The 25,502-nt window shown below is 65.0% G+C and carries 21 protein-coding genes; 13 read left to right on the top strand and 8 right to left on the bottom strand.

Translation table 11 applies throughout. The annotated features are described in order from the left end of the window. Positions 1-1,329, bottom strand: coding sequence for an O-antigen ligase family protein (locus RBJ75_RS16870; RefSeq protein ID WP_052628808.1), 1,329 nt, complete (start codon positions 1,327-1,329; stop codon positions 1-3). A 476-nt stretch (positions 1,330-1,805) separates the two neighbouring features. On the opposite strand from RBJ75_RS16870, the gene RBJ75_RS16865 reads away from it, so the two are divergent. From RBJ75_RS16865 to RBJ75_RS16855, 3 genes are all read left to right on the top strand, one after another. Next, the gene (locus RBJ75_RS16865; protein ID WP_044405671.1) at positions 1,806-3,821 is read left to right on the top strand and encodes a GumC family protein; all 2,016 of its coding nucleotides are present in this window, start codon (positions 1,806-1,808) and stop codon (positions 3,819-3,821) included. Between the two features lie 148 nt (positions 3,822-3,969). Beyond that, a complete protein-coding gene (locus RBJ75_RS16860) occupies positions 3,970-5,373 on the top strand; it encodes an oligosaccharide flippase family protein (RefSeq protein WP_044405673.1) in 1,404 nt (467 codons plus the stop codon). Positions 5,374-5,383: 10 nt separating this feature from the next. After that, positions 5,384-6,382 (top strand): NAD-dependent epimerase/dehydratase family protein, encoded by a 999-nt coding sequence (locus RBJ75_RS16855; protein WP_044405675.1) that lies wholly within the window; start codon positions 5,384-5,386, stop codon positions 6,380-6,382. A gap of 265 nt (positions 6,383-6,647) precedes the next feature. Here RBJ75_RS16855 and RBJ75_RS16850 read toward each other — a convergent pair whose 3' ends face one another. Beyond that, the gene (locus RBJ75_RS16850; RefSeq protein ID WP_044405677.1) at positions 6,648-7,580 is read right to left on the bottom strand and encodes a glycosyltransferase family 2 protein; all 933 of its coding nucleotides are present in this window, start codon (positions 7,578-7,580) and stop codon (positions 6,648-6,650) included. Positions 7,581-7,859: 279 nt separating this feature from the next. Here RBJ75_RS16850 and RBJ75_RS16845 point away from each other — a divergent pair, with 279 nt between their 5' ends. Further along, a complete protein-coding gene (locus RBJ75_RS16845) occupies positions 7,860-8,852 on the top strand; it encodes a glycosyltransferase family 2 protein (protein ID WP_044405680.1) in 993 nt (330 codons plus the stop codon). Positions 8,853-8,973: 121 nt separating this feature from the next. Here RBJ75_RS16845 and RBJ75_RS16840 read toward each other — a convergent pair whose 3' ends face one another. From RBJ75_RS16840 to RBJ75_RS16825, 4 genes are all read right to left on the bottom strand, one after another. Beyond that, entirely contained in the window at positions 8,974-9,951 is a 978-nt protein-coding gene (locus RBJ75_RS16840; protein ID WP_044411251.1) for a DUF6492 family protein, read from the bottom strand. After that, positions 9,948-11,102 carry a Gfo/Idh/MocA family protein gene (locus RBJ75_RS16835; protein WP_052628926.1) on the bottom strand — a complete coding sequence of 385 codons (1,155 nt, stop codon included), beginning with the start codon at positions 11,100-11,102 and terminating at the stop codon, positions 9,948-9,950. The genes RBJ75_RS16840 and RBJ75_RS16835 overlap by 4 nt, the downstream gene beginning before the upstream one ends. Positions 11,103-11,206: 104 nt before the next feature. Then, positions 11,207-11,986, bottom strand: a complete 780-nt coding sequence (locus tag RBJ75_RS16830; protein WP_044411257.1) for a WecB/TagA/CpsF family glycosyltransferase — start codon at positions 11,984-11,986, stop codon at positions 11,207-11,209. 363 nt (positions 11,987-12,349) lie between these two features. Next, positions 12,350-13,627, bottom strand: a complete 1,278-nt coding sequence (locus RBJ75_RS16825) for an O-antigen ligase family protein (protein WP_044411260.1) — start codon at positions 13,625-13,627, stop codon at positions 12,350-12,352. A gap of 347 nt (positions 13,628-13,974) precedes the next feature. Between RBJ75_RS16825 and RBJ75_RS16820 the strand changes: the two genes are divergently transcribed. Then, a complete protein-coding gene (locus RBJ75_RS16820) occupies positions 13,975-14,946 on the top strand; it encodes a S1C family serine protease (RefSeq protein ID WP_317528507.1) in 972 nt (323 codons plus the stop codon). Positions 14,947-15,037: 91 nt separating this feature from the next. Beyond that, positions 15,038-15,337 carry a hypothetical protein gene (locus tag RBJ75_RS16815; protein ID WP_044418844.1) on the top strand — a complete coding sequence of 100 codons (300 nt, stop codon included), beginning with the start codon at positions 15,038-15,040 and terminating at the stop codon, positions 15,335-15,337. A gap of 26 nt (positions 15,338-15,363) precedes the next feature. Here the strand turns inward: RBJ75_RS16815 and RBJ75_RS16810 are convergent, their stop codons facing one another. Then, positions 15,364-16,755: a hypothetical protein gene (locus RBJ75_RS16810; RefSeq protein WP_044418846.1), complete on the bottom strand. Its 1,392-nt coding sequence runs from the start codon at positions 16,753-16,755 to the stop codon at positions 15,364-15,366. A gap of 405 nt (positions 16,756-17,160) precedes the next feature. After that, positions 17,161-17,604, bottom strand: a complete 444-nt coding sequence (locus RBJ75_RS16805; RefSeq protein WP_044418848.1) for a MarR family winged helix-turn-helix transcriptional regulator — start codon at positions 17,602-17,604, stop codon at positions 17,161-17,163. A 220-nt stretch (positions 17,605-17,824) separates the two neighbouring features. On the opposite strand from RBJ75_RS16805, the gene RBJ75_RS16800 reads away from it, so the two are divergent. From RBJ75_RS16800 to RBJ75_RS16770, 7 genes are all read left to right on the top strand, one after another. After that, positions 17,825-18,967 carry a substrate-binding domain-containing protein gene (locus RBJ75_RS16800; protein ID WP_080901285.1) on the top strand — a complete coding sequence of 381 codons (1,143 nt, stop codon included), beginning with the start codon at positions 17,825-17,827 and terminating at the stop codon, positions 18,965-18,967. A 165-nt stretch (positions 18,968-19,132) separates the two neighbouring features. Then, entirely contained in the window at positions 19,133-20,647 is a 1,515-nt protein-coding gene (locus RBJ75_RS16795; RefSeq protein ID WP_276156578.1) for an amidase, read from the top strand. 35 nt (positions 20,648-20,682) lie between these two features. Then, positions 20,683-21,540 (top strand): branched-chain amino acid ABC transporter permease, encoded by an 858-nt coding sequence (locus RBJ75_RS16790; protein WP_044416929.1) that lies wholly within the window; start codon positions 20,683-20,685, stop codon positions 21,538-21,540. A gap of 4 nt (positions 21,541-21,544) precedes the next feature. Further along, a complete protein-coding gene (locus RBJ75_RS16785) occupies positions 21,545-22,765 on the top strand; it encodes a substrate-binding protein (RefSeq protein ID WP_044416927.1) in 1,221 nt (406 codons plus the stop codon). A 73-nt stretch (positions 22,766-22,838) separates the two neighbouring features. Continuing rightward, positions 22,839-23,888 carry a branched-chain amino acid ABC transporter permease gene (locus RBJ75_RS16780; RefSeq protein WP_044416925.1) on the top strand — a complete coding sequence of 350 codons (1,050 nt, stop codon included), beginning with the start codon at positions 22,839-22,841 and terminating at the stop codon, positions 23,886-23,888. Continuing rightward, entirely contained in the window at positions 23,875-24,624 is a 750-nt protein-coding gene (locus RBJ75_RS16775) for an ABC transporter ATP-binding protein (RefSeq protein WP_044416924.1), read from the top strand. The genes RBJ75_RS16780 and RBJ75_RS16775 overlap by 14 nt, the downstream gene beginning before the upstream one ends. Beyond that, a complete protein-coding gene (locus RBJ75_RS16770) occupies positions 24,617-25,318 on the top strand; it encodes an ABC transporter ATP-binding protein (RefSeq protein ID WP_044416922.1) in 702 nt (233 codons plus the stop codon). Before RBJ75_RS16775 ends, RBJ75_RS16770 begins: the two co-directional genes overlap by 8 nt. The last annotated feature ends 184 nt before the right edge of the window (positions 25,319-25,502 follow it).

Raw genomic sequence — 25,502 nt, 5'->3', positions numbered from 1 at the left:
TCACGCCTGTCGGCGCTGGAATGCGCTGCTGACGAACAGCAGGATCAGCACCAGGATGGAGAACTGGCTTCCGCGCACGAACAGCGTGGCCTCGGTCAGATTGTGCACCAGATGGATGAACAGGATCAGCGCGATCGCCGCATAGGTTGGGCGCGTGTGGCTGGCGGGCGCGCTCACGATCGACAATCTCATCGTCGTCACCATGCGTGCGGCGACGGCGATCACCACCAGACAGGTCGCCGGCAGGCCGATTTGCAGCCACAGTTCGAGATAGCCATTATGGGCCTGGTTGATGATGCCTTTCTGCACGTCGCCGAGCCATGTCCCGGGCTCGAGTTTGGTCAGCGGATCGTTGACCAGGCCGACATCCCAGAACGCCCCATAGCCGTGGCCAAGCCACATCCGTTCGGAGGCCTTGCGCCAGGCGAACGCCCATAATTCGTCGCGGCCGGTGAAGGATGTGTCGCCGACAAACAGCCCCAGTACCCGCATCGCGTCGAAATCATTGATCACGAACAGCACGAGCAGGCCGGCGATGCCGAGCATCGCCAAGGCCAGCATCACCAACACGAAGCGCCGCCCAATGCCCGACGCGAGCCAGAACATGCCGCCGAGGCCGAGCGCCAGCGCCGCCAGCGCGATCGAGGTCTTGCTCGATGTGATCAGCAGAAAGAAGCTGATGATTGCGGCGGCGAATAGCCCGAATGCGATTTGGGGGAGCGACGCCGATCCGGCGATCCAGGTCACGCAGATAATGAGCGACAGCATCGCCACCATGCCGGCGACGTTCTTCTGGCTATAGATGCCGTGGACGCCGATCTCCGAGATGGTCAGCGCCGGCCATAGCGCGGTCGCCGCCAGATTGGCGAGGATGACCCCGAACAAGGTCAGAAACAGCAGGGTGTGAAACGACCGCAGCGATTTGACGCTGACCGCGATGGCCATCGCGATGACGCCGCCCAGCAGGGTCAGGACGGCGCGGCGGATCGTCAATTGCGGATAGTCGGACCACAATACGCTGAGCTGAAGGAAGGCGAGAGCGCTGAAAATCACAATGTTGTCGCGGACGATCTGGACCGCGGCGCTGCGATGGTGCAGCAGAATCAACAGCGCCACCGCCGTCATGGTCAGGACGACCAGGCGGTCGGGGAGGCTGCCCTCGACCCGCGCGGTTGGCGATGTGTTGCCGAGCGGGCTGATGCCGATAAAGGTGAACAGCAGAAAGCCCAGGGTCAGCAGCCACGACGCCGTGTCGATCCAGTCGAACCGTTCTACCCCGCCGTCGCTGTGGCGGATCGTGGCGGCATTGGCGCTTGTTGAGCCCGGCATCACTTGCCTTGTCACTTTTCCCGGCGCCTGTCCCCGGCTCGCCTTTGTCGACGGGGCGCCGCGACGGCAATCGGATCGCGATGAAGCCGAAAGCATAGATGGAAGGGCATATTTTAGTATTAATGATGCGCCCGCATCGCGGACCTGCCGCTGATGAACATGGCGGCAATGGAGCTGCAGGGCAGGCGCGTCGGGCGCGCGCCGCATTTGGCAATCGACCATTAACCTTGTTGCGTCATGATCGCGCCGCGGAGGACCCCGTGGTGCCGTGGGCGCCGTTGTGGATTGCGGGCACCCGCTGCATGCGGTGCCGTCGGGTCGGCTGTTTGGGGAAGTCGTCCGGCAATCGCGGGGGGCAAGTGTTCGGGACGGTCATGTCAATTCGGAAAACGGCATCGGCAGACGCAACGGCCGATCGGGCAAGCCTCTCCGGGGAGGATCCTTGGGCGGCGGCCTTAGCGGTTGCGATCGCTCAGGTGAAGCGCTTTTCCAGGCTGATCATCGTCGTCACCTTGCTGTCGGTGTTGGCTGGATTAGCCGCGCGGCTGCTGATCCCCGCCAGTTACAAGGCGACGGTGCAGGTGCTGATAGACCCGCGCGGCCTTCGCATCTTCTCGAATGATACCGGTCAGATCGACGCCAATACGGCGATCAATTTCGTCGAAAGCCAGATGGGCGTCATCAAGTCGGAGCGGGTGCTGTTGCGGGTGTTGCGCGGCGAGCGATCCCCGGCCACGGGCGGCACAGACGCGGCGTCCGGCGAAACGGCCGAGACCAAGGCGCTGATCAAGCTGCAGCGGGCGATCAAGGTGGAGCGCGCCGAACGCAGCTTCATCGTCGATGTCACCGCAGAGGCCGATTCGCCGCAACGCGCGGCCGATCTCGCCAATGCCGTGGTCAAAGCCTATATCGCGGAGGACCAGATCGACCGCAATGCGTCGATGACGCGGGTCACCACCGAATTGACCGGCCGGCTGCAGAGCCTGCGGCAGAATCTGCGCGAGGCCGAGGACAAGGTCGAGGCGTTCCGGGTGAAGAATGGGCTGGTCGGCGTTCGCGACAAGCTGGTGATCGAACAGCGGCTCAGCGAGACCACCACGGCGCTCACTCTGGCGGAGAGCCGGGAAGCCAAGCTGCGCGGCAAGGTCAACGAGCTTGCGTCATCGAAGCCGCAAATGAGCGCGATCGGCGAATTGGGGACCGATCCGGAGTCGCGCAGCCTGGCCTTGCTGTTGAACAACCAGGCCGCCGCCCGCAGCGAGGCGGAGCAATTATCCGGGGCGCTCGGCGAGCAGCATCCGGCCTTGATGAACGCGCGCAACCGGCTGAAGGAAATCGACAAGAGCATCAACACGGTGCTCGGCGGCGTCCGCAAGGCGGCGCAATCGCAGCTCGAACAGACCCAGGCGGAAGTCGCCTATCTGTCGCGCAAGGTCTCGGCGCTGTCGGCCGACCTGTCCAAGGCGCGGCAGGCCGAGGTCGGGCTGCGAACGCTGCAGGCCGACGTCGAGGGCAATCGCAAGATCCTCGAATCGTTCGAGACCAAGGCGCGCGAGACCAGCGAATTCAGCCAGATCGACGCCACCAGCGTGCGCATCGTGTCGCCGGCACGCGCCCCCACGGCGCAGCGCGGTCTCAAGAAATTGCTGTTGTGGGGCGTGTTCGGCGGCCTGGTCGGCGCGGTGCTGTCGATCGCGGCGGTCGTTCTGCTGGCGATCTTTCAAAACGGGCGCAGCGGCGGCGACACCGACGGCCGGACGCCGGCGCAGGATCATCGCCCCAACGAACAGAGCCCGGCGGCTGAGCCGCAGGAGATTCGCGGCCACTCGGAATCCGACAGGGGCGCCGCCATCATGGCGCTTTACAAAGCCATCTTGCCGTCCGGCCTGGCCGGCCTTCGCAACCGGAAGAAGCCGATCTCGGTGCTGGTCAGTTCCGGTCGACCGGGCCGCGGCAAGTTGGAGGTCGCCGCCGATCTGGCCTGGATGGCCGCCAGCCACGGCCGCCGCGCGCTGCTGGTCGAGGCCGACACTGCCAGCCCGGCCTTGGCCGCAGTCATACCCAGCGACGCGCCGGTCCGCCTGGTCAAGCTCGCCGGGATTTTGCGACCGGTCTATCGGGTCGAGGCCGGCTCGCAAACGCTGAGCGTCGCGCCGATCCTGAAGAACGAGCAGGATATCTGCCTGCGTCTGGCGCTGCGCGGCGACCCGATCGACACGTCGGGCGTGGCCGAGGATTTCGATTTTCTGGTCTTCGATGGCCCGGTGATCGCAAGCCGTGACCAGGCCGGCAAGCTGGCCGGTGCTGCCGATCGCATCGTGCTGGTGGCGGCGGCCGACGATCCGGCGGAGCCGAGCCATGCCGAGCTTGTCGACTGGCTCGGCGTGCCGGCCGACAAGGTGTTGCGAACAACCGTCGCCGCAGCCGGCGACGTGGCATCGGACGGCGCTGCAAAGCCGATGCCCCGCGACAGGATCGTGAGGGCTGGTTAGCGTTAATCTTTGTTAAACATTGCTGGCTGCTCGGCATTCTGTTGTTTTGCAACCGTCTTTGCAGGAGCCGTGATGGTTCCGAGCCTCTTGCATCGAAGGGAAACAGGACTTGCGCACCCGTGTTCTAGGATGGCTCGGTTGGGCCGGGATGGACACTGTCGGCCGTCTTGCGCTGCTGACGGTGAGCACGGCGATCTGCTCGCGATTGCTCACGCCCCGCGATTTCGGCCTGGCCGCATTGGTGCTCACCGTGGTTGCGCTGGGTTCGGTCATCGTCGGCGCGCCGTTCGAGGAAGCGCTGGCGCAGCGCAGCGTGCTGCGTCGCGTGCATTTGCGCGCGGCGCTGACCGGAAGCTGGCTGATCGGACTGGTCCTGGTCGTCGCGGCGGTTCCGGCCGGCTATCTGCTTGCGCATCTCTACGGCGAACCCGAGATCGCCACCCTGTTGCCGGTCGCGATGTGCTCGGTGTTCTTTTCGGGGCATTCCGACGTGATGACGGGGCTGGCGCGGCGGCTGCGGCGCTTTAATGACGTGTCGGCGGCGACGCTGTTCGGCCACCTGATCGGCATTCCGATATCGGTGGTGATGGCGATGACCGGCTTCGGCCTATGGGCCTTGATCGCGCAGCGGCTGCTGGTGGTCATCATCCGCGCGGTGGTGCTGCAATGGCGCATCAGAATTTTCATTCTGCCGCAGCTGTCGCTGAAGAACCTGGCCGGCATGGGCCGCTATGGCACGCTGACGCTGCTCGATCGGGTGATCGACAGCATGACCTATGTGGCTTTCAACTATCTGGTTGGCGCATTCTATGGTCTGGCCACGCTTGGTTACGTCAATGTCGCGATGCGACTGATCGAGCCGGTTCGCGGCGCGATCGGCGCCACAAGCCACAATCTGGCATTCTCCTGGTTCGCCGCGGTTCAGAAGGACCGCTCGCGGCTGCTGCGTCGCGTGTCGGAATTGGTCTCGCTCGCCTCATTGGCGATCGTGCCGATCTTCATCGGCATGGCCGCGGTGATGCCGACCTTGCTGCCGCTGGTGTCCGGCCCGGGCTGGGATGAATCGGTGAAGATCGCGGTTTGCCTCGGCATCGGCAGCGCCATCATGATGCCGTCGCGGCTGATCTATTCGGCATTTTCGGCGACTGCGCGGCCCGAATTCAGCCTGGTGGCCAATTGCGTGGCATTTGCCGGCACGTTGTTGGTGCTGGTGTCCACCGTCAGCCTCGGCCCGATCAGCGTCGGCCTGTCGCGGATCGCCGGCGACGTGTTGCAGGCCGCGATCGCGATCTGCGTATCGCCGCGCAATTTTGGATGGTCGCGCAGCGCTCGCTTCCATGCGCTGGCGCCGGCCTGGGGCCTGGCCATCGTCATGGGAGTGCTGGTCGGCATTTTGGGCATCGCGCCCCCGATCCTGGATCGCTCGCTGACGCTGGCGATGCTGGTGGTGTTCGGCATGGCGACCTACACGGTGCTGCTGTTCGTCTTCGCGCGCGACGATCTGGCCCGGATGATCGCGGTGTGGCCGGCGCGCCGTGCCAGCCACAGTTGAAGCCGTTCGCATGTCCGATGCGCGCAACATCGACATTCTCGTCACCGGCGCCACCGGCTTCATCGGCTCGAGCCTGCTCGAGCCGTTAGCCCGCGACGGCGCGCGCCTTCGCGCCGGTGTCCGGCAGGTCAAGCCGGCGGCCGCGGCCACGGCGCAAGTGCAAAGTTACCCCTGCGATCTCGACAATCCCGATCAGCTACGCGCCGCGGTCGCCGGCACCGACATCGTCGTTCACACCGCCTATCGGTCGATCGCGGCGATGCCCGACCAGTGCCGCAGGCTGCTCGCCGCGATGTCGGCCGCCGGCACCGCCAACCTGGTGTATTTCAGCTCGATCGCGGTCTACGGCAGCGCCGCCGGCCATGTCGGCGAAGACACGCCGCCTCACGGTGACCCCGGCAGCTATGGCTTGGCCAAGCGGCAATGCGAAGAGTCGATCCGGCAATGGGTCGCCGAGCAGCCACAGACCAGGCGCGCGGTGATATTGCGGCCCGGAATCGTCTATGGCGCCCACAGCCAGCTGTGGGTCGACAAGATGATCGCGCGGATTCGCTGCGGCGCCTGGGGGACGTTCGGGTCGTCGGGGGAGGGGATGGCGGCGCTGATCCATATCGATGATGTCGCGGCGATCACCGCCCAGGCTTGCGCGCGGCTCGCGCAGGATTCGCAGAATTTGCCGGGCGTAACGATTGTCAACGCGGTCGGACCCGAGACGCCAAGCTGGAACGCATATTTTCGCGCGCTGGCCGCGGCGGACGCTCAACCCGCCTTGCGCGACTTATCGCAGGTCGAGCTGGCATTGCGGATGGCCGTGGCGATGGCCGCCAAGGTCTGGCGCAAGGCCGGACTGCCGGGGGCGCATTGCGCGGCGCTGGCGCCGACGCCATCCGAATTGCGGCTGTTCGCCTTGCGCGCGGATTACGCGACCGACAAAGCCGAGGCCGCGATGGGATTCAAGGCCGGGATCGGACTGCAGGACGGGCTGCGCCGCACGCTGTCGCGCCGCTGATCGTGCGGCGAAGGCAGCGCTGAGTTGGAGGGGCGCCCAACGCCTGCCCGATCCGTCTGCGATGAGCGTCAGAGTCGGACCAAAAGAGAAACCAATACATCAGAGATGATTTCGTCATTGCGAGCCGAGGACGGCGCGTAGCGCCGTCCGAACGCGAAGCAATCCAGGGGCGGCAAGCACAGACTGGATTGCTTCGTCGCAACAGCTCCTCGCAATGATGGGCTTGACGGCTTGATTCCTGCTGATCGCTTTTGCGGTCAACATCTCAAGAGACCAATCCGGATCCATAGAGCGCCGGGCGGAAGCGCGGCATCCACAGCACCTTGCCGAGGCCTGCGGAGAACACCACCGAGGCGCGCGCGCGCGACCGCTCGCCGAATGGCGACAAGGCCAGCATCGCGAGGCCGCCGAGCCCGATCTGCGCCACGCCGACCGCCATCCAGCCCAGCATCTCCAGCCAATGCGCCGGCCGCAGCATGCCGAGCACGAACACCCGGATCTGGCCGCTGAGGAATTTGCGCTTGCGGATATAGCCCCAGTTCAGCCGGCTCTGCGGCACCCATTCGATCACGCCGGCATTGGCAGCCCAGAACAGCCGCCGGCCGGACAATGTCAGCCGCTTCAGCAACAGGCTGTCCTCGCCGCCGATACTGTTCAGCGACAGTTCGAAGGGGGCGGCGTCGTTCAGGCAGCGCAGCCGGTCGAACATCGAATTGTTGGTGCCCAGATAGGCGGCGCGGCTGGTGATGTCGGCGCCGTCGGCACATTCCATCTGTCGGGAAAAATAGCGGGAAAATTCCTCGATCCCGGCGCTGCCCTCGCTCCTGGCGTTCACCGGGCCGAACACCGCATCCGCGCCAGTCCGGCGCGCCGTCTCCACGAGTCCGGACAGCCAGTTGTCGTCGGCTTCCTCGTCGTCATCGAGGAACGCCACCCAGCGCCCCTGCGCGGCGCGCACGCCGGCATTGCGCGCGCTGGACACGCCCGGCCGCGGCTCGTGCAGATAGCGAAGCGGCAAGCCGATCCGCGCCGCGATCTCGGCGACCGGGGCCTGCGCGTTGCCGTCGGCCGAATTGTCGACGACGATGATCTCCACGCCGATCTCGTCGAGTCCGACCTGCCGGCCTAGGCTCTCGATCGCGCGGCGCAGCGGCGCGGGGCGATTGAGCGTGGGGATCACGACGCAAACCACGTCCATGCGGCACTCCGGTGAACAATATCGGCGGCCGGACCGCCGATGTCGCGCCGAAGAATTCGGCGGGACAATCATATGATGAAAACGATTTGCCTCGATAATAGGTTCAACTGGTGTGCGGCGATCGCCAAGACACGCGGCTTGCGCGGAGGACTATGATTATCGTTAATAATTTCCGCCCCGGCGGCGACCCGACCCAGCGATCGCAGGCGCAGCGCGCTTGCACGGCAATGCCGCGCCAGCCGGCCGCGTCCGGCATGCCATCAGCCGCGGGCGGATGACATGCAGCCCGTCAGCATCGAAGACCCAAACAGCGCGCGCCGGCACGATCCGATCGGCCTGGCGGTCATTATCTGCACCTATCACCGGCCGCAGCTGCTGCGCCAGACGCTCGATAGTCTGAGCCGGCAGACGGTGCCGCAGGATCTGCGGCCGTCGGTCTATATCGTCGACAACAGCGACGACGGCTCGGCCGCCGATGTGGTGGCCGCGGCCGCGGCGGCGAGCGCGCTGCCGATGCGCTGGCTCGCGGCGCATCCGGCCAATATATCGGTGGCCCGCAATGTCGGGATCGGCGCGACGGACGAAGCCTTCGTGGCCTTCATCGATGATGACGAATTGTGTGAGTCCGGCTGGTTTGAAGCCGTCGCACAAGCATTGCGAGCGACCCGGCATGACGTTCTGTTCGGCCGGGTCATTGCAAATTTCGAAAATCCGGATCTGCCGAGCGGTGCCGTCAGGCAGCTGTTTGCGCGCGAGCTCGATCGCGCCGACGGGCACGAGCTCTACGCCTTCGGTCCCGACAAGAACGCCAGCATCTCGCTTGCCACCTGCAACTCGATCTTTCGCCGCGCCACCACATTGACCGACGACGTTCCGTTCGACGCGTCGTTCGGCGTCGGCGGCGGCGAGGACTACGAGCTGTTCTGCCGGCTGCAGCGGCGTGGCCGCAGCTTCGGCTGGCTGCCCGGCGCGATTGTGCGTGAATATGTTCCGGCCGCGCGATGCGAAGGCCGCTATCTGCGCCGGCGGTTCTATGCCGGCGGCCAGGCCTATGCGGCGGCGATCGCGCGCAACAGCGACAACCGGCAGCGCACGCGCTGGATCCTGCGGCTGAAGGCGCTGGCGCAGGGCCTGCTGCTGCTGGCGCAAGCGCCGCGCGCGGCGATCAGCGGGCGCAAGGGCTTTGCCGATTACTTCTATCGCTGGGCCGGCATTTTGGGCAAATTGTCGTTCGGCGGGATCTATCCGCTCTATCGCCGCGACGAGAGCTGATACCAAAGGGCAAGGCCTCTCCTTCGTCATGCGTGGCCTTGTGCCGGGCATCCAGGTCTTGAAAGCCGTGCTGGATCAAAGGCGTGGATGGCCGGGACAAGCCCGGCCATGAGGGGCGTCGTCAGCGCCGATCGGCGATGGCCGCGCCGGCGCCCGACGCGGGATCCTGCGATGCCGCGAAGGCGACCATGCGTTCGTGCAGGGCGCGGCGCTGCGGCAGCGACAACGCGATCGTCGATTGCACACAGCTGGCGATCATGCGCGGATCGAGCGAGGTGATGAAATTAGTTTCATCTTCCGCGTCGGCGAAGGCGTCGCTCCAGCGGGTGTGACATAGCGACATCGGTGCGACCGCCAGCCCGGCCTCGGCCAGTCCCAGCACCCGCTCGGCGAACACGCCATACAGCAGATATTCCGAGAAGTGCTGGGTGCGTGCCAGCTGGATGCGCCAATCGCGGCCGCCGATCTGCGCGATGCGTTCGATCATCTGCCGCACCACGGATCGTCGCCACACTACCAGGGAATCGATGTAGTCGCCATCGTGGAATTCATCCGGGGGCAAGCCCATCAATTGGCTCGCCGACAGATGCCAGGACCGATGGCCGCCGGCATCGACATGCGGTCGCCGAAACAGCCGAACCCCGGCGCCGGCCTGATACAAATCGTCCACCGAGAATGGCCGCACGAATTCCGCGTCGCTATCGACGTGCAAGATGATTTCGGTGGGCGACTGCGCCGCGCCGGCGATCTTCATGATCTGCTGCGCGATCCATCCGCGCACCGGCAGGCTGAACGGGGTGAGGTAGATGTTGCGCCGGGGCAGCGACAGCAGCCGACGCCATCGCGCCGGCGGCATCGGAATTTTCCAAAACCAGGCCGGCAGCAGGGTTTCCTCGGCGATGATCCTTCGTCGCGCGCTCGCCAGCGGCGCGAACAGCGCCAGATCCGAGGCCGGCACATAGAGCAGATGCTGCACAATATCCGGCACGAAACGGTCGACACTTTCGCATAGCAGCGCGCAGATCTCGAAATCGCCGCGAAACGAGCAGGTCATGATGCTGGCGGCATCGTGGCCGGTCGGGCGGGGTGCGTCGGTCATGGCGCCCAGTCCATCTTGGCGATCGGTGAGAATGTCGATTGCACGATCGCCGGGGATGCGAAGCGTCCGGGATATTGCAGCATCTCGGTGACCTCGGTGATGTGGACGGCGAAATCCTCATCGAGCCGGCTGTCGCGGCCACTGGTCACGACCTCGGCCAATTCTTCGACGCCGCGTAGAAAATCCATGGTGGGGCGGCCCCGGCCGCCGGGAAACAGCGGCGGCCGCACCAGGCCGAGCCGTCGTCCGGCGAGCCATGGCAGCTTGCGTTCGATCAGCCGCGCGACCCGGCCTTGTGCGGCGCGGCGCAGCACCACGGGGCTGGCATAGTCCCACAATTCGCTGATCTCGAGGTGACCGTCGTCGCCGACGATCCGCATCCGGTGGTCATAGGGGGCGACGATCGAATTGGTCAGCCGCGCCACCACGCCGTTGTCATATTCGAGCAGGCCGACGGAAAAATCCGGCGTCGCGGAGTCCAGCGGCGGCGTGGTGTGCTTGTCGGGGATCTGCACCGACGCGAAGGCGGAGACCCGACGGACCGGGCCGAACATCGCGCCCAGGATCGTCAGCGCGTAGCCGGCGTGCTCGAAGGTGCAGCCGGTCTCGAATTCGCCGCGCGCCGGCCAGGCGCGGCCGCTCTTGCTGAGCCAGCCGTGATAATTGGCGCGATGGATCATGCCGTCGTCGAGTTCGGCATAGGCCAGCCGAATTTTGCCGATCCGCCCGGCACGAACCGCCGACAAGGCAGTCTGCGCGCTTTCGCCCAGAACATTGCACGGCGCGGAGGACAGTCGCACGCCGGCGGCGCGGGCTGCGTCGCGTAGTTCGGTGGCCTGCGCCATGGTCAGCGCCAGCGGTTTTTCGGAATAGACGTTCTTGCCCGCCGCGATCGCCGCGCGGGTGACGTTGGCATGGCTCTCCGGGCAGGTCAGGTTGACGACGATCCGGACCGCGGGATCGTCCAGCGCCTGTTGCAGCGAGGCGTAAGGCGTGTCGCCCCAACAGGCGACGAAGGCGGCCAGACGTTGCGGATCGCGGTCGAACACCCCGACCAGGCGCAGCCGCTCGCCATGAAACGGCAAGCCGTAGCGATAGGAATCCGCGACATAGCCGCAACCGATGATGGCAATGCCGAGGGGCTCGTTCATGGATACTTTCGCTGCACGAATGCCGATCGCTCGAAGCCATAACGTCTTCGATTTAAATCCGAGTTACCGCGCGGTCGCCGCGTGGATGACACGCGGAATCGTGCCTAGGCATCGTGCTCGGGAAACACCGGCCAGCCGGTCAGGCGTTGGCCCAACAGCAATTGCAGGAACAACGCGGCGCACAACGCGTAGCGCCAGGCCATCCGGCGCGGATGGCTGATCAAGCGCCAGCTCCATTCCAGGCCGAGCCGCTGCATCACGGGCGGCGCCCGGGTCTGGGTATCGGCGACGAAGTCGAGCGCGGCGCCGACGCAGAGAAATCCCACGCCCGGATAGATCGCCGCCATGCGGTCGGAGAACATCTCCTGCTTGGGTGCACCGAGACAGACAAAGCAAAGCCGCGCTCCCGAGGCCGCGATGCGGCCGGCGGATTCCAGCGCTGCTTGTGAAGCGTAGTCGAAACCCTGCGGCGGCGCTTCGGTGCCGCTGATGATCAGCTTGGGAAACATCGCCTGCAATCGCTGCGCGGCGCAGCCCAGCGTGTCATTGTCCGAACCGAACAGGAAGATGCCGGCGCCGGCGCGTTCGGCCGCCGCGCACAGCGGCAGCACGATGTCGGCGCCGGCGACGCGCTCCAGCGCGGGTTCCGTTTTCCGGCCGAGCATCACGATCGGCATGCCGTCGGCCGTGACGAAGGTCATTCGGCGATAGGCGGCAAGAAAGGCCTTGTCGCGCCGCTGCTTGACCAGATGATCAAGGTTGAGCGTCGCCAGCGTGAACCCGGCTTTTTGGTTAACGCGATCCATCACCGCGCGTTGCAGATCGTCGAAGTTGCGAACATTGATCTCTTGTCCGGCTACTACTGCGACGGAGGTGGGGGGCATGAGAACAGCGAACGCTCCGGAATGGTGCCGTGGGATAGAGTCTCGTAGGCGTCAATCGTATCAGTCCAGGGAGCAGCTACGAGTCTCTTCGGTCTTAACCTTTTTCTATAGTTAATCCGCTCGCGCGCCGCGCTGCGTTCGATCGCATTCAGATCGCGTTGCGATCACGGGCATCGGCGATGGCGCGAGAGCCATGCCGTCAACTTACACGCGACAGATTAGCGATCGGTGTCGTTGAATGGAGAAAGTCGGGGTGATCGCCTGCGAGGAGGCTTTTATCGGAAGGCGCGTGCGGCGATTGCTGGATGTCGCCACGGGACCCGTTGGTTTCCGCATAATTTGCCGACGCGGTCCTGCGCGCGTTTATCGCGGCGCGTGGTCGGCTGGGTCGATGAGGAGGGCGAGCCGCCTGTTGTGATACACGCTGCTTGCCACCGCGAGGCCCCAGGTCAATCCGATCAGCATGAAATAATGACGCCAATGGTCGGTGTCGATGATGAAGCTTTCCAGCAGCGTGACGATCAGCGTCGAGACGATGGCGATGTAGCTGCGTTGCCACGGCGTGCGCATGAACATGTGGCGAACGCCGTAGATCGCGGTGGTGAACACCAAGGCGGGATAGAGGATGCCGCTGATCCAGCCGCCGGACATGAAGGCATTCAGGAAGGAATTGTGGGTGTCTTCCGGGAAGAAGGTGCGGAATTGCAGCGGGCCGATCCCGGTCGGATAGTCGAGCGCCATCGCGGCGCCGAGAATATGCCGTCCGAACCGGCCGAACCGGCCGCTGTCATAGGGCTGGTGAAAGCTGGCGCGTTCCTTGAACAGGGACGAGACCTGGTTGTCGAATGACAGCAGGACGACGACCGCCAGGGCGACCAGGACGATGGCCGCAGTGGCAAGGATGACGATGCGCAGGCGCTTGTGCTGCGTCGTCGCGGTGATGAACATCAGCGCCAGCATCAGCAGCGACGCGCCGGCGAAAGTGCCCCAGGCGGCGCGGGAAAACGCCAGAAAGATCGCCAGGCTGATGATCCCCAACGCCAATGCGTTGCGCAGCGCGCTCCAGAACGATCCCTCGACCACCCGCTGCAAGGCGTAAAGCGCGGGAAACACCAGGAAGGCGCCGAGCACGTTGGGATCTTTGAAGGTGCCGCGGGCGCGGCCGGCAAAGGTGAGCAGGTCCTGGCCGCCCGGAACGAGGTTGAAGTAGCCGGCGATGCCGGCCAGCGCGGCGATGATCCCGCCGACCAGATAGCCGCGCGCGATGGCCTCGACGCGGTCGGCGGTGTCTTCCAGGCAGACCATCGAAAAGAAGACGGCGGTGGTCGCCATGTACCAGGAGGTCAGCAGCCAGGTCAGGATCTCGGAATCATCCAGCAGATCCACGGCGCCGATCGAATAGCCGATGCCGATGCCGATCAGCAGCGCGATCGGCACCAGCAGAGGCGGCGCCATCCGCAACCCGCTGGCGAAGAACACGATCATCGACAGCACGATGGCGAATTCATAGGGGCTTGGCTCGATGAACACGATCGCGCCGCTGGCGCCGACGAGCCACAGCAAGCCGAGCTGCAATGTCTTCAGTCCGGGGATCGCCGTCGTCGGGAGCGCCGGCCGGGGTGCTGCGGCAAAGTCGGTCATCGGTTCAACCTTGCATCGCCCAACGGGACCCATCTGTCAGTCGCATGGTGCGGCGACGTTGTTGGGGCGTCCGCAGCAATCGATCCGGTCGCGCGCCATGTGCCATCGATGCCGACGCGTTCGACCTGGCTGGGCGGCAGTTTAGGGAAACGAGATTAACGCCGACTTTATCGCCGAGGCGGCGTCGGATTTGCCCCGCGGCATGTCGGCGGCTTGCAAATCTCGGCCGAGCCTCCATAATTCGTTAACGTTGGTCGAGCTTCGGCGATCGGCGCAATGTCGGCGCCGACCGATGGGCCGGTTTACCCCGCTCCGCCGTGATGTTTCGGGTCGAACAGGAGAAGTCCATGCCTTCCTTGCCCGAATGGAACGTGCCGACGGCGGTGAGGCCGCGTGCGGCGGACTATGAGTTCGATCTCGACCGCGCGCTGTCGGCGGTGGTCGGATTGCATGCGATCATCCCCTCGGATGGCTTTACCGCCAATACGCTCGGCGTCGAACGCGCCGGCAACGGCGTTTTGATCGATGACGGCCTGGTGCTGACAATCGGCTATTTGATCACCGAAGCCGAGAAGGTCTGGCTGCATGTGGGGGAGGGCCGGGTGGTCGAAGGCCATGCGCTGGGCTTCGACCAGGACAGCGGTTTCGGGCTGGTGCAGGCCTTCGCCCCGCTCGATCTGCCGGTGTTGCCGCTGGGGGCGTCCAGCGCCGTCACGGTCGGCGACCGGGTCGTGGTCGGCGGCATCGGCGGCCGCGCCCGCTCGGTCGCGGCTCGGGTCGCCGCGCGGCAGGAATTCGCCGGCTATTGGGAGTATCTGCTGGATGACGCGATTTTCACCCAGCCGTCGCACCCGAATTGGGGCGGCACCGGGTTGATCTCGGCCCGCGGGGAGCTGATCGGGATCGGCTCGCTGCAGATCGAGCGCGAACGCGGCGGCAACAACGAGCAACTCAATATGATGGTGCCGATCGATCTGCTGAAGCCGGTGCTCGAGGATCTGCGCAGATTCGGCCGGGTCAATAGACCGGCTCGCCCCTGGCTCGGGATGTATTCGTCGGAAATCGACGACAACATCGTGGTGGTCGGAATCGCCCCGAAGGGGCCGGCGGCGCGCGCCGAGCTCAAGACCGGCGACGTCATCCTGGCGGTGAATGGCGAGCCGGTGCGGGGCGCGGCGGATACCTATCGCAAGATCTGGGCATTGGGGCCGGCGGGGGTCGAAGTGCCGCTGACGCTGCTCAGCGGCGGCGCGACCTTCGACGTGGTGCTGCATTCGTCCGACCGGGCCAAATTCCTCAAGGCGCCGCAGCTGCATTGAGCGGGTCCCACGCCACGCGGTCTCGCCGATCCGAGGCGATTTCGCCGTTGGTCGAATTGGACGCCGGCACATTTTGGATCAATCTGTAGCCATGGCCGTCCGATTGATCATTCTGTGGATCTGCCTTGCCGCGATTTCCGCGTTCGGATCGTGGTTCTTGGCGTCGCGCGCACCGCGCGAGGCGCTATGGGTCAGAATCGGCATCGCTGCCGTGCTGCTGATCGGCTGCGTGGCGTCGTTTCTGCTGTTCGGCAACAGCGCCCAGAAGACCTTCGCCGCGGTGGCGCTGTATTTTTCGGTGTGGTCCACGGTGTTCGTCGTTGCGGCAGCCAGCGCCGGCACGGTCGTCGGCACGCTGATCGCGCTGCAATTCACCCATCGCAAAGTCTGACCGACCCGCGCGACGGGCCGCCGCGCTCAGTCGGCCGGATCGGCGGCCGCAGCGTCGCGGTCGACGAAGATTTTCGTCGCCGCGATTAGCACCACGAAGGTCGCGATCCACACCATGCGGGCGCCATAGCGGTCGTGCGGCCCGGAGATCACCCCGCAGATCATCGCATTGCCGAGCAAGGCCAGCGCGGCGGTGCCGGCCAGCAGCGTCACATCGTCGAGCCGGCGCTGCCACAGCCCGCGGCCGAGCAGGCCGACCAGCAGCAGCATCGACCCCAGCGCGACCGGGACATGGACCCAGTTCACCGCCGGGAAATTGATCTCCCATTTCTGCTGGTGCGCCGCGCGCATGGTCGCGACCTGGCCCGGCAGATAGCGTTCGATGATGCCATAAGTGTGCGGGATCCAGCCGGTGGTGCCTTCGCCGGTGGCGACATCGACCAATTGCTGCGCGGTGGCGACGGCGGCGGCCTTGGCCTGCCACAGCGGATAGGCTTTGAGCGCGTGCTCGGCGATGTAGCCCATTTCCTCGTCCATGCCCTCGAAGCGGCCGAGCTTGTCGAAGATGCTGTCGGCGCCCCACAGGAAATCATCGGCGGTGGCGGGCAGCTGCTCGCGATAGGGGCACAATTTCAGCTGCAGCCGTGGGCAATTGTCGCGCAGATATTGCGCCACGATGCCGTCCTGCATCATCCGGCCGAATGTCACGCCGGCGCCCCCCGGGGTCCAGGCCCATTGCCCGGACAGCGCGAAATTGGCCACCAGCAGCATCGCGGCGCCGGTCACGATGGTCAGGCTGCCGGCGATCAGGCCGGCGAAGGACAGCCGCGGCCCGAGAAATGGACGCAGCAGCCAAGCCGCGCAGCACAGACCGAACAGGACGCCCAACGTGGCGCTGTGGGTGGCGGCGGCGAATGAGGTGAAGCCGAATAGCAGCCATTTCTCCGCCGTCGAGGTCTTGCTGCCCTGGGTGATGAGAACAAATAGCGACAGCACCGACAGCCCGGCGAAGATGTCGGTCAGCAACATGCTGGCGAGCCAGGGCAGCGCCGTGGTGGCGATCAGAATAAGGCCGATCAGAACCAGCCGGAACGGCCGGGCGAGGCCGAACACCCGCAGCGTCAGCTGCAGGATCCACAGCGTCGCGATCGCCTGCAGCACGAGATTGGCCCAGAAATAGCTGGCTTGTCCGAAGTGCAGATAGAGGCCGAACACCGTCGAGCGGCTGGGGACCAGATAGCCCTCATACCACCGCGCCAGATAGCCGCCGGTGTCGAATTGCAGCAGCGGATAGCCGTTCCACAGCGCCGGCGCGAGCAACAACAGCGGTAGTATGAGTACGGCCAGCCACAATGACATCGATGGGCGCGCCGGCGCGATCCGCGCCGCGACGCTCGGGGTGCTGATGGAATGCTCCATTTTATGAACTCTGTCCTTGCCGGCCAAAGGCGGCGGTCATGTCAGGCGTGAGGCAATTGCACATCACGATCACTTCGTCCATTCGATTGAGCCCGGATCGGCTGTCCGGCGGGCGCGGCGAGATCAAGGCGACAAATGGGGTCTTATTGAGGTGCGCCACGCCGATCGGCTGCCGCGCAATGACGGGACGCTACGCCGGCTCAGCCTGACGGTGACCGCCGTCGCCCCGCGCGGGTCAAAATGGCAGTCATTTCAAGGATAGAGGGTTTGTCGTCGCGTCGAATGGATGCCTCGACGGCCCCCGGACATTGCCGGCCCTGCCTCTTGCTCGCGGCGCCGGCAGGGTCGTGCGCGAGGAGCCGCGTGTCGCCTGACCAATTTTGGCCAGCGCAATCCGCCGGCCGCCTAATTGGCCTTTTCGATCAGGCTTTCCAGCAACCGCTTGAGCTCCGCGGTGGCCTTGTTCCCGTAATTCTCGGCGATATGGGCTTCCTGGCTGAGTGCCACCGAGCTGAGGCGCTGGGCCAGCGCCTTGCCGCGATCCGAACTGAACATCAAGACCTTGCGTCGATCCTCGGCGTCCTGGACGCGGTAGACCAGCGAGTCGGAGACCATCCGGTCGATCATCTTGGTCAGGGTCGGGTGATTGAGCAAAACGGCTTCGGCGAGGTCGCCCATCGAATGGCCCTTGCCATCGGAGAGGACCTTGAGAATCCGCCATTGCTCGACCGGCACGCCTTCCTTGCGTAACCGCGCGTCGAGTTGGCGATGGATTTCCCGGTTGGCCTGCGCCAGCAGGTAAGCGAGATGCTCGGTGATAGGTTGGCTGGGCGCCGGCGATTTGGCCACGGGTCGGACTTTTCGGTGATGGGGAGCGGGTGAATATTTGGCTGCTTTGCCAGTTCTATATGCACCGCAATTGTTGAACATTCAATATTTTCCACTAGGATATTCGTCTTAGGCGACGCTGCCGCGGCCGGTCCCGCGCGTCGGGTTCGCCACGGGGAATCCGAAAGGAGAGGGCGTGCTCTCATCCACGCGTATCGCAGAGGCCGGTGGATTTTTGCCGATGCCTCGTGCTTTGCTTGATGGCGTGCCCGATCTGCTGGCGCTGGGCTCATCGGGCAAGCCCTCCTGGGCCGACGGTTTCGGCCCGCGCCGCGATCGCAGCAAGATCCGGATCGCCAACCTTCTCGCCTTTTCGGGGCCGTCGGGAATCTGGGCGCCCGCCAGCGTCAACAGCACGCTGCTGGCGGCGTCGGAAATCAACCGGCGCGGCGGAATCCTCGGGCGCGAGTTGGAAATCGTGTTTCCTGATGCGGGCGGCGAGATCGACGATGTGGTTCAGGCCGCGGCGGATCTGGTTGCCGCCGACGACATCGATATCGTGATGGGCTCGCATATCAGCGCCATCCGGGTGGCGCTGCGCAAGGTGCTGGCGGGCCGCGTTCCCTATGTCTACACCCCGGTCTACGAAGGCGGCGAGCGGACGCCCGGCGTCATGGCGATCGGCGAGACGCCGCGAAACCAGTCCCGCCCCGCGATCGAGTGGCTCGCCAATGCCAAGCGGGCGTCGCGCTGGTATCTGATCGGCAGCGACTACGTCTGGCCGTGGCTGTCGCACAAGGCCGTCAAGAAATACATCGCCGACGCCGGCGGGCGCGTGGTCGGCGAAGAATTCGTCCCGATCGGCGAGCAAAGCCACGACGCCCACATCGCGCGAATTCGCGCGGCCAAGCCGGATGTGGTGCTGATCTCGCTGATCGGCACCGACAGTATTCTGTTCAATCGCGCCTTCGCGCAATGCGGCCTGGCATCCAAGATGCTTCGCCTGGCCGGTGCGATGGACGAAACCGTGCTGCTGGGGATTGGCGCCGACAACAGCGAGAATCTGTATTGCGCCTCCGGTTACTTCATCGGTCGCGAATCCCGGGAAAACGATGTCTTCCGGTCGCAGTATCAAGCCGCCTATGGATCATGGGCGCCGCCGCCGGGATCGGTCGCGGAGTCGAATTATGAGGGGCTCAGATTTCTCGAGGCCGCGGCGGCGCAAGCCGGATCGCTCGGCGTCAAACCGTTACTGAAGGCCGCCACCAATATTGTCTACCAGGGCGCGCGCGGCGACGTCAGCCTGCGCGCCGGCAGCGCCCGGATGCCGATCTATCTGGCCGAGGCCGCCGGCCTCGATTTTCAAACTATCAAGACGTTCTGACGATCGCCCGGTCGGCGGCGTTGGTGATCGTCGCGAATTAATACTTGAAAAGGAAAATATTTCTGTTTCTAATGTGACCGCGGCGCTCGCCGCCTTGTTCGCGCCGTCGGGGCGGCCGCTCGACATCAATGGCCATCCTCTGCGCCTGATATCAGGAGAAACACCGTGGTAGTTGCCCTTCCGACCCCCGATCAGCTGCGCGCTGTCGCCGAAAATTGCGGTTTGTCGCTGACCGACGAAGACGTCACGTCCTTTCGTGGCCTGATGCAGGGGTCGGTGGATGCGTACAATGTCGTCGACGCGATGCCCGACGAGGTGCCGATCGTCAAATATCCGCGCACGCCCGGCTATCGGCCCGCGCCGGAGGAGAATCCGCGCAACGCCTGGTATCGCAAATCGGTCGTCAAGGGCGCGTCGGACGGCAAGCTGAAGGGCAAGACGATTGCGTTGAAGGATAACATCATGCTGGCCGGGGTGCCGATGATGAACGGGTCGTCGACGTTTGAAGGCTTCATGCCGGACTTCGACGCCACCATCGTCACCCGGATGCTGGATGCCGGCGCCGAGATCGCCGGCAAGGTGCATTCCGAATCCTTCTGCGTATCCGGCGGCAGCCACACCAACTCGACCGGTGCCGTGCATAATCCGCACAAGATGGGCTATTCGGCCGGCGGCTCATCGTCCGGCAGCGCGGTGGTCGTCGCGCTCGGCGAAGTCGATATGGCGATCGGCGGCGACCAGGGTGGGTCGATCCGCATGCCGTCGTCGTTCAGCGGGACCTATGGCATGAAGCCGACCTGGGGGCTCGTGCCTTATACCGGGGTGATGCCGATCGAGATTTTTGTCGATCACACCGGCCCGATCACCGCCAATGTTGCCGACAACGCGTTGCTGCTGGAGGTGCTGGCCGGCGACGACGGCTACGATCCGCGGATCAAGGCGCCCAAGGTCGAGGACTACACCAAGGCGCTGGGCGTCGGCATCAAGGGCATGAAGATCGGCGTCGTCAAGGAAGGCTTCGAGCAGCTGGGCGCCGAGCCGGCCGTCAATGAAAGCGTCCGGGAAGCCGCGAAGCGGCTGCGCAGCCTCGGCGCGACGGTCGATGATATCTCGATTCCGATGCATATGGTGGGGCCGGCGATCTGGATGCCGATCGGCACCGAGGGCCTGACCCAGACCATGATGCACGGCGACGGCTACGGTCTCAGCCGCAGCGATCTGTACTCGACGGCGTTGATGGGATTTCATCGCGGCTGGCGTGGACAGGCGGACTCGCTGTCCGAAACCACCAAGCTGCTGTTGATGTTCGGAACCTACGTCAACAGCAAGTTCGGTCCGCGTTATTACGGCAAGGCCGTCAATATCTCGCGACGCTTGACCGCGGCCTATGACAAGGCGCTGGCGAATTACGACCTGTTGCTGATGCCGACCACGCCGATGAAGGCGACGCCGCTTCCGCCCGCGGGGTCAAGCCGCGAGGACGTCGTCGCCCGCGCCTTCGAGATGATCACCAACACGGCGCCGTTCGATATTTCGCATCACCCGGCGATGTCTATTCCCTGCGGCATGGTCGATGGCCTTCCCGTCGGGCTGATGCTGATCGGCAAGCATTTCGACGAAATGACCATCTACCGCGCGGCGCATGCGTTCGAACAGGCGGGCGATTGGAAAACGATGTGAGGTGCCGGTGCGGCAACAGCGGCCAGTGATCGCTCATGGATAATCTGATCATGGCGGTCTTCGAGATCTTCAGCTTCGGCGCGATCGTGGTTCTGGTCGTGCTGGGGCTGGGGATCATCGCCAGCATGATGGGGATCTTCAACTTCGCGCAGGGCGAATTTGTGCTGCTCGGCGCCTATGTGACCTATCTGGTTCACAATCTGGGCGCGCCGGTGTGGCTCGGCATGGTGGCGGCGCCGTTCGTCGTCGGCGCCTTCGGCTTCGTGCTGGAGCGCCTGATCGTGCGCAGATTCTATGCGGCGCCGATCGTGGCAATGCTCGGCACCTACGCGCTGGGGCTCATCATCCGAGAGAGCGTGCGCGGGCTGATCGGCGGGCTGTATATTTCGGTGCCGGAGCCGATCGGCGGATCCTTCGCGGTCGGCGCGATGCATTTTTCGAGCTGGCGGCTGATCATCATCGTGATCACCGCGTTGGTGATGGTGGCGAGCTATCTGTTGCTGGCGCGCACCGCGTTCGGCCTGCGCATTCGCGCCTCGCTGGAAAATCCGGCGCTGGCGCGGGCCTCGGGCATTTCCACCAACGCGATCTACGGCGCGACCTTCGCCTTCGGCGCGGCGCTGGCCGGGCTGGCCGGCGCGCTGATCGTGCCGGTGTTCAGCCTGTTTGCCGATCTCGGCATTCGCTTTTTGATCCAGGGGTTCGTCGCGGTCATGGTCGGCGGCATCGGCTCGTTCGCGGGGCCGGTCGCGGGGGCCGGCGCGATCGGGACGCTGAGCGCGGCGCTGCCCTGGATCATCTCGCCGGTCATCGCCGACGTGCTGGTGTTCGTGTTGGCGATCATCTTCATCAAATTCCGCCCGCAGGGCCTCGTATCAGGAAGAGGGGTTTAAGCCGATGTCGACTGAGAACAACCACCCGAGCCGACGGCGTTTTCTCGGCAACTTCGCCTTTGCCAGCACCGCCCTTGCCACCGGCGTCGGCAGCTGGGTGGTGCGCCCGGACTGGGCCAACGCGGCGTCGGGTCCGATCAAGGTCGGCATCGGCACCGATCTCACCGGCCCGATCGGCTATGCGGGCAATGCCGACGCCAATGTCGCCAAGATGGTGGTGAAGCAGATCAACGATGCCGGCGGGCTGCTCGGGCGGCCGCTGGAACTGTATATCGAGGACACGGCGTCGAACGAATCGATCGCGGTCGGCAATGTCCGCAAGCTGATCCAGCGCGACAAGGTCGACATGGTGCTGGGCGGCGTGACCAGCTCGATGCGCAACGCCATCAAGGACGTTATCGTCTCGCGCGGCAAGACGCTCTATATCTATCCGCAGCTCTACGAGGGCAAGGAATGCACGCCCTATCTGTTCTGCACCGGGCCGACCCCGGCGCAGCAATGCGACGAGTTCATTCCCTGGCTGATCAAGAACGGCGGCAAGAAATTCGCGCTGCCCAGCGCCAATTACGTCTGGCCGCATACGCTCAACGTCTACGCCCGCAAGGTGATCGAGGCCAATGGCGGCGAGGTGGTGTTCGAGGAATACTACCCGCTCGACCAGATCGATTTCAGCTCGACGGTCAACCGCATCATCTCCAACAAGGTCGATGTGGTGTTCAACACCATCATTCCCCCCGGCGTCGGGCCGTTCTTCAAACAGCTCTCGGAGGCGGGATTCCTGAAGAATGGCGGCCGGCTGGCCTGCGTCTATTACGACGAGAACACGCTCAGCATCAATCAGCCCGCCGAGATCGAGGGCCTCGCGAGCTGCCTCGATTATTTCAAGGCGCTGACCAAGGAGGATCCGGTCAGCGCCAGGATCCAGGCGGCCTACGACAAGGAATTTCCGGGCACCTTCCTGTTCGCCGCCGGCAGCGCGGCGACCGGGACCTATCGCGGCCTGAAGCTGTGGGAGGCCGCCGTCAAGGAGGCCGGCAGCGTCGATCGCGAGGCCGTCGCCAAGGCGCTGGACCACGCCAAGATCGCCGAAGGCCCCGGCGGCCCGGCCGAAATGGTGCCCGGCAAGCGCCATTGCAAGATGAAGATGTACACCGCGGTCGCCAAGGGCGGCGACTACGAGATCGTGGCCCGTAGCGCCGGGCTGGTCGATCCGAAGGAATGCTGACCGCGTCCCTCGACAAATCCCGGGTGCGGCAGACGCCGCGCCCGCACTCCTTTGCCCTTGTGCCGGCGGCTGAATGACCGAGACGACACCGACCCAGGCTTTAGACCATTCGCGCCAGCCTGCGGCGCAACGCCGGTGGCGGGTGCTGCCGATGCTGGAGGTGACGGTGCTGGCGATCGGCCTGCTGATGCCGTTCGTGCTCCAGGATTATCTGACGATCTATGCGACGCGGGTGCTGATCCTCTGCCTGTTCGCGCTGTCGTTCGATCTGGTCTGGGGCTATGCGGGGATCATGAGCTTCGGCCAGGCGGTGTTCTTCGGCTCGGCCGGATACGGCGTCGCGCTGCTTGCGCGAGATCTCGGCGTGACGTCGATTCTGCTGGTGCTGCCGGCCGGCCTGCTGATCGGTTTCGCCTTTGCGCTGCTGCTGGGTGGCTTCCTGCTGCTGGGCCGGCATCCCGCCAGCGTGATCTTCGTGGCGTTGGGGACGCTGACCGGCTCCTATGCGGCGGGCCGGCTGGCGCGGGGCTGGTACTATCTCGGCGGCCAGAACGGCATTCCGTCGATCCCGCCGATGAGTCTCGGAAGCTACGACATCACCGAGGGGCCGACCTACTATTATCTCGCATTGGGCATTCTGCTGGTGGTCTATCTGCTGTGCCGCTTTCTGGTCCGCTCGCAATTCGGGCTGGCGCTGGCCGGGCTGCGCGAGAACGAACAGCGCATCGCATTTTTCGGCTATCAGGTGCAGCACCTCAAGGCGATCATTTTTTCCCTGGGCGGCGCCGTCGCCGGACTGGCCGGCAGCCTCTATGCCTTCCACGAAGGCTTCGTCTGGCCCAACATGCTCGCCGTGGTGATGTCGACCCAGGTGGTGCTCTACGTGCTGTTCGGTGGCTCCGGCACGCTGATCGGCGCGGTGATCGGCACCGTGGTGATCGAGACCGTCAGCTTCTGGCTGTCGAACAGCTATCAGGAGATCTGGCCGATCATCCTCGGCGTGCTGTTGCTGCTGGTGATCATGTTCCGGCCGGCCGGCCTCGCCAGCCTGTTGATTTCCGAGCGCGAACGCGTCGGCAGCTTCGGCCGCCCGCCCGGAAAGGATCGTCATGACGCTTCCTGAGAAGGCGCTTCTCGAGGCGCGGGGCCTGGTCAAGATCTACGGCAAGCTGACGGCGCTGAACGGTGCCGACCTCACCGTGCTGGAGAATGAATTCCACGGCCTGATCGGGCCGAACGGGTCCGGCAAGAGCACCTTGATGAAATGCATCGCGGGCGGCGAAACGCCGACGCGCGGCACCGTCAGCTTCGGCGGGCGCGACATCACGCAGGCCACGCCGGCGGAACGGGCCCGCGCCGGCATGAGCATCAAGTTCCAGATCACCAGCGTGCTGCCGGCGCTGACGCTTTACGACAACATTCTGCTGGCGCTGCAGGCCCGGACTTCGCTGCTCGATCTGGCCTTGTCGCGAACCCGCGGCGTGCTGCACGACCGGGTGATGGCGATGCTGGAGCAGTTCCGCCTCGCAGACCGCGCCGACGAGCCGGCGGCGGCGCTGTCGCACGGCCAGCAGCAATGGCTCGAAATCGCCATGGCGCTGGCGCCGGAGCCGAAGCTGCTGCTGCTCGACGAGCCGACCGGCGGCATGAGCCTGGAGGAGCGCCGCGTCACCGGGGAATTGCTGCAGCCGATCAAGGCGCGCTGCTCGCTGGTGATCGTCGAGCACGACCTCGATTTCATCCGCGACATCTGCGACCGGCTCACCGTGCTCGATCAGGGCCAGGTGCTGGATTGCGGATCGGTCCAGCACATCCAGTCGAGCCCCAAGGTCCAGGAGGTCTATCTCCGCCGTGCCTGACGACAAATTCCTCGATATTCAGAATCTCGACGCCGGCTATGGCCGCAGCCAGGTGCTGTTCGACGTCAGCCTGAGCGTGCCCTGGCGTGGTGGGGTGGCGATTCTCGGCCGCAACGGCGCCGGCAAGACCACGTTGATGAAGGCGATCGTCGGCGAATTGCCGGTGCTCGCCGGCTCCGTCAGCCTCGACGGCCGCGATATCAGCCGGCTGCCGACCGAGCAGCGCATCCGCATGGGCGTCGGCTATGTGCCGCAGGAATACGCGGTGTTCGCCCGGCTGTCGGTGCGCGACAATCTCGCGGTCGGTGCGCTGAGCAGCCGCGACAGGGGGGCAATCGACCGCGTGTTGGAGATTTTCCCGAAACTGGGCCAGCGCCTCGATCAATATGCCGGGACGCTATCGGGCGGCGAACGCAAGATGCTGGCGATTGGCCGTGCGTTGTTATCCGACCCGCGGGTGTTGCTGTTGGACGAGCCGACCGAGGGCGTCTGGATCGGCGTCATCGAGGAAATCACAGAGCGTCTGATCCTGCTGGCAAAGGACATCGCCGTCGTCATCGTCGAGCAGCATTTGGACCTCGCGCTGCGCGTCGCCGACAGCGCTTACGTTCTCGATCGCGGCCGGATTGCGATCAGCGGCCCGGCCAACGAGATTCGAGACGATCCGGCGCTGCTGCAATATCTGGCGCCGTGACGCCGCCGAGCCTGGACGGCTGCACTTGAAATAAAGCACTTCCCTGATCGGAAAGGCTGGTGCTGCCAAACGGACCTAACTGTGGACCTCTCCATTATCAATGGAGTGCTCTGGCACGACGAAAGGTGGTCGCGGCGGCTCGCACGGTCTTGTGGCCGGACCGAACTCGCACTGAAGGTCGAGG

The organism is Rhodopseudomonas sp. BAL398 (assembly GCF_033001325.1).
Taxonomy (GTDB): domain Bacteria; phylum Pseudomonadota; class Alphaproteobacteria; order Rhizobiales; family Xanthobacteraceae; genus JARJEH01.
Note: the sequence above shows the minus strand (reverse complement) of the source record. Positions and strands in the feature narration are given on the sequence as shown.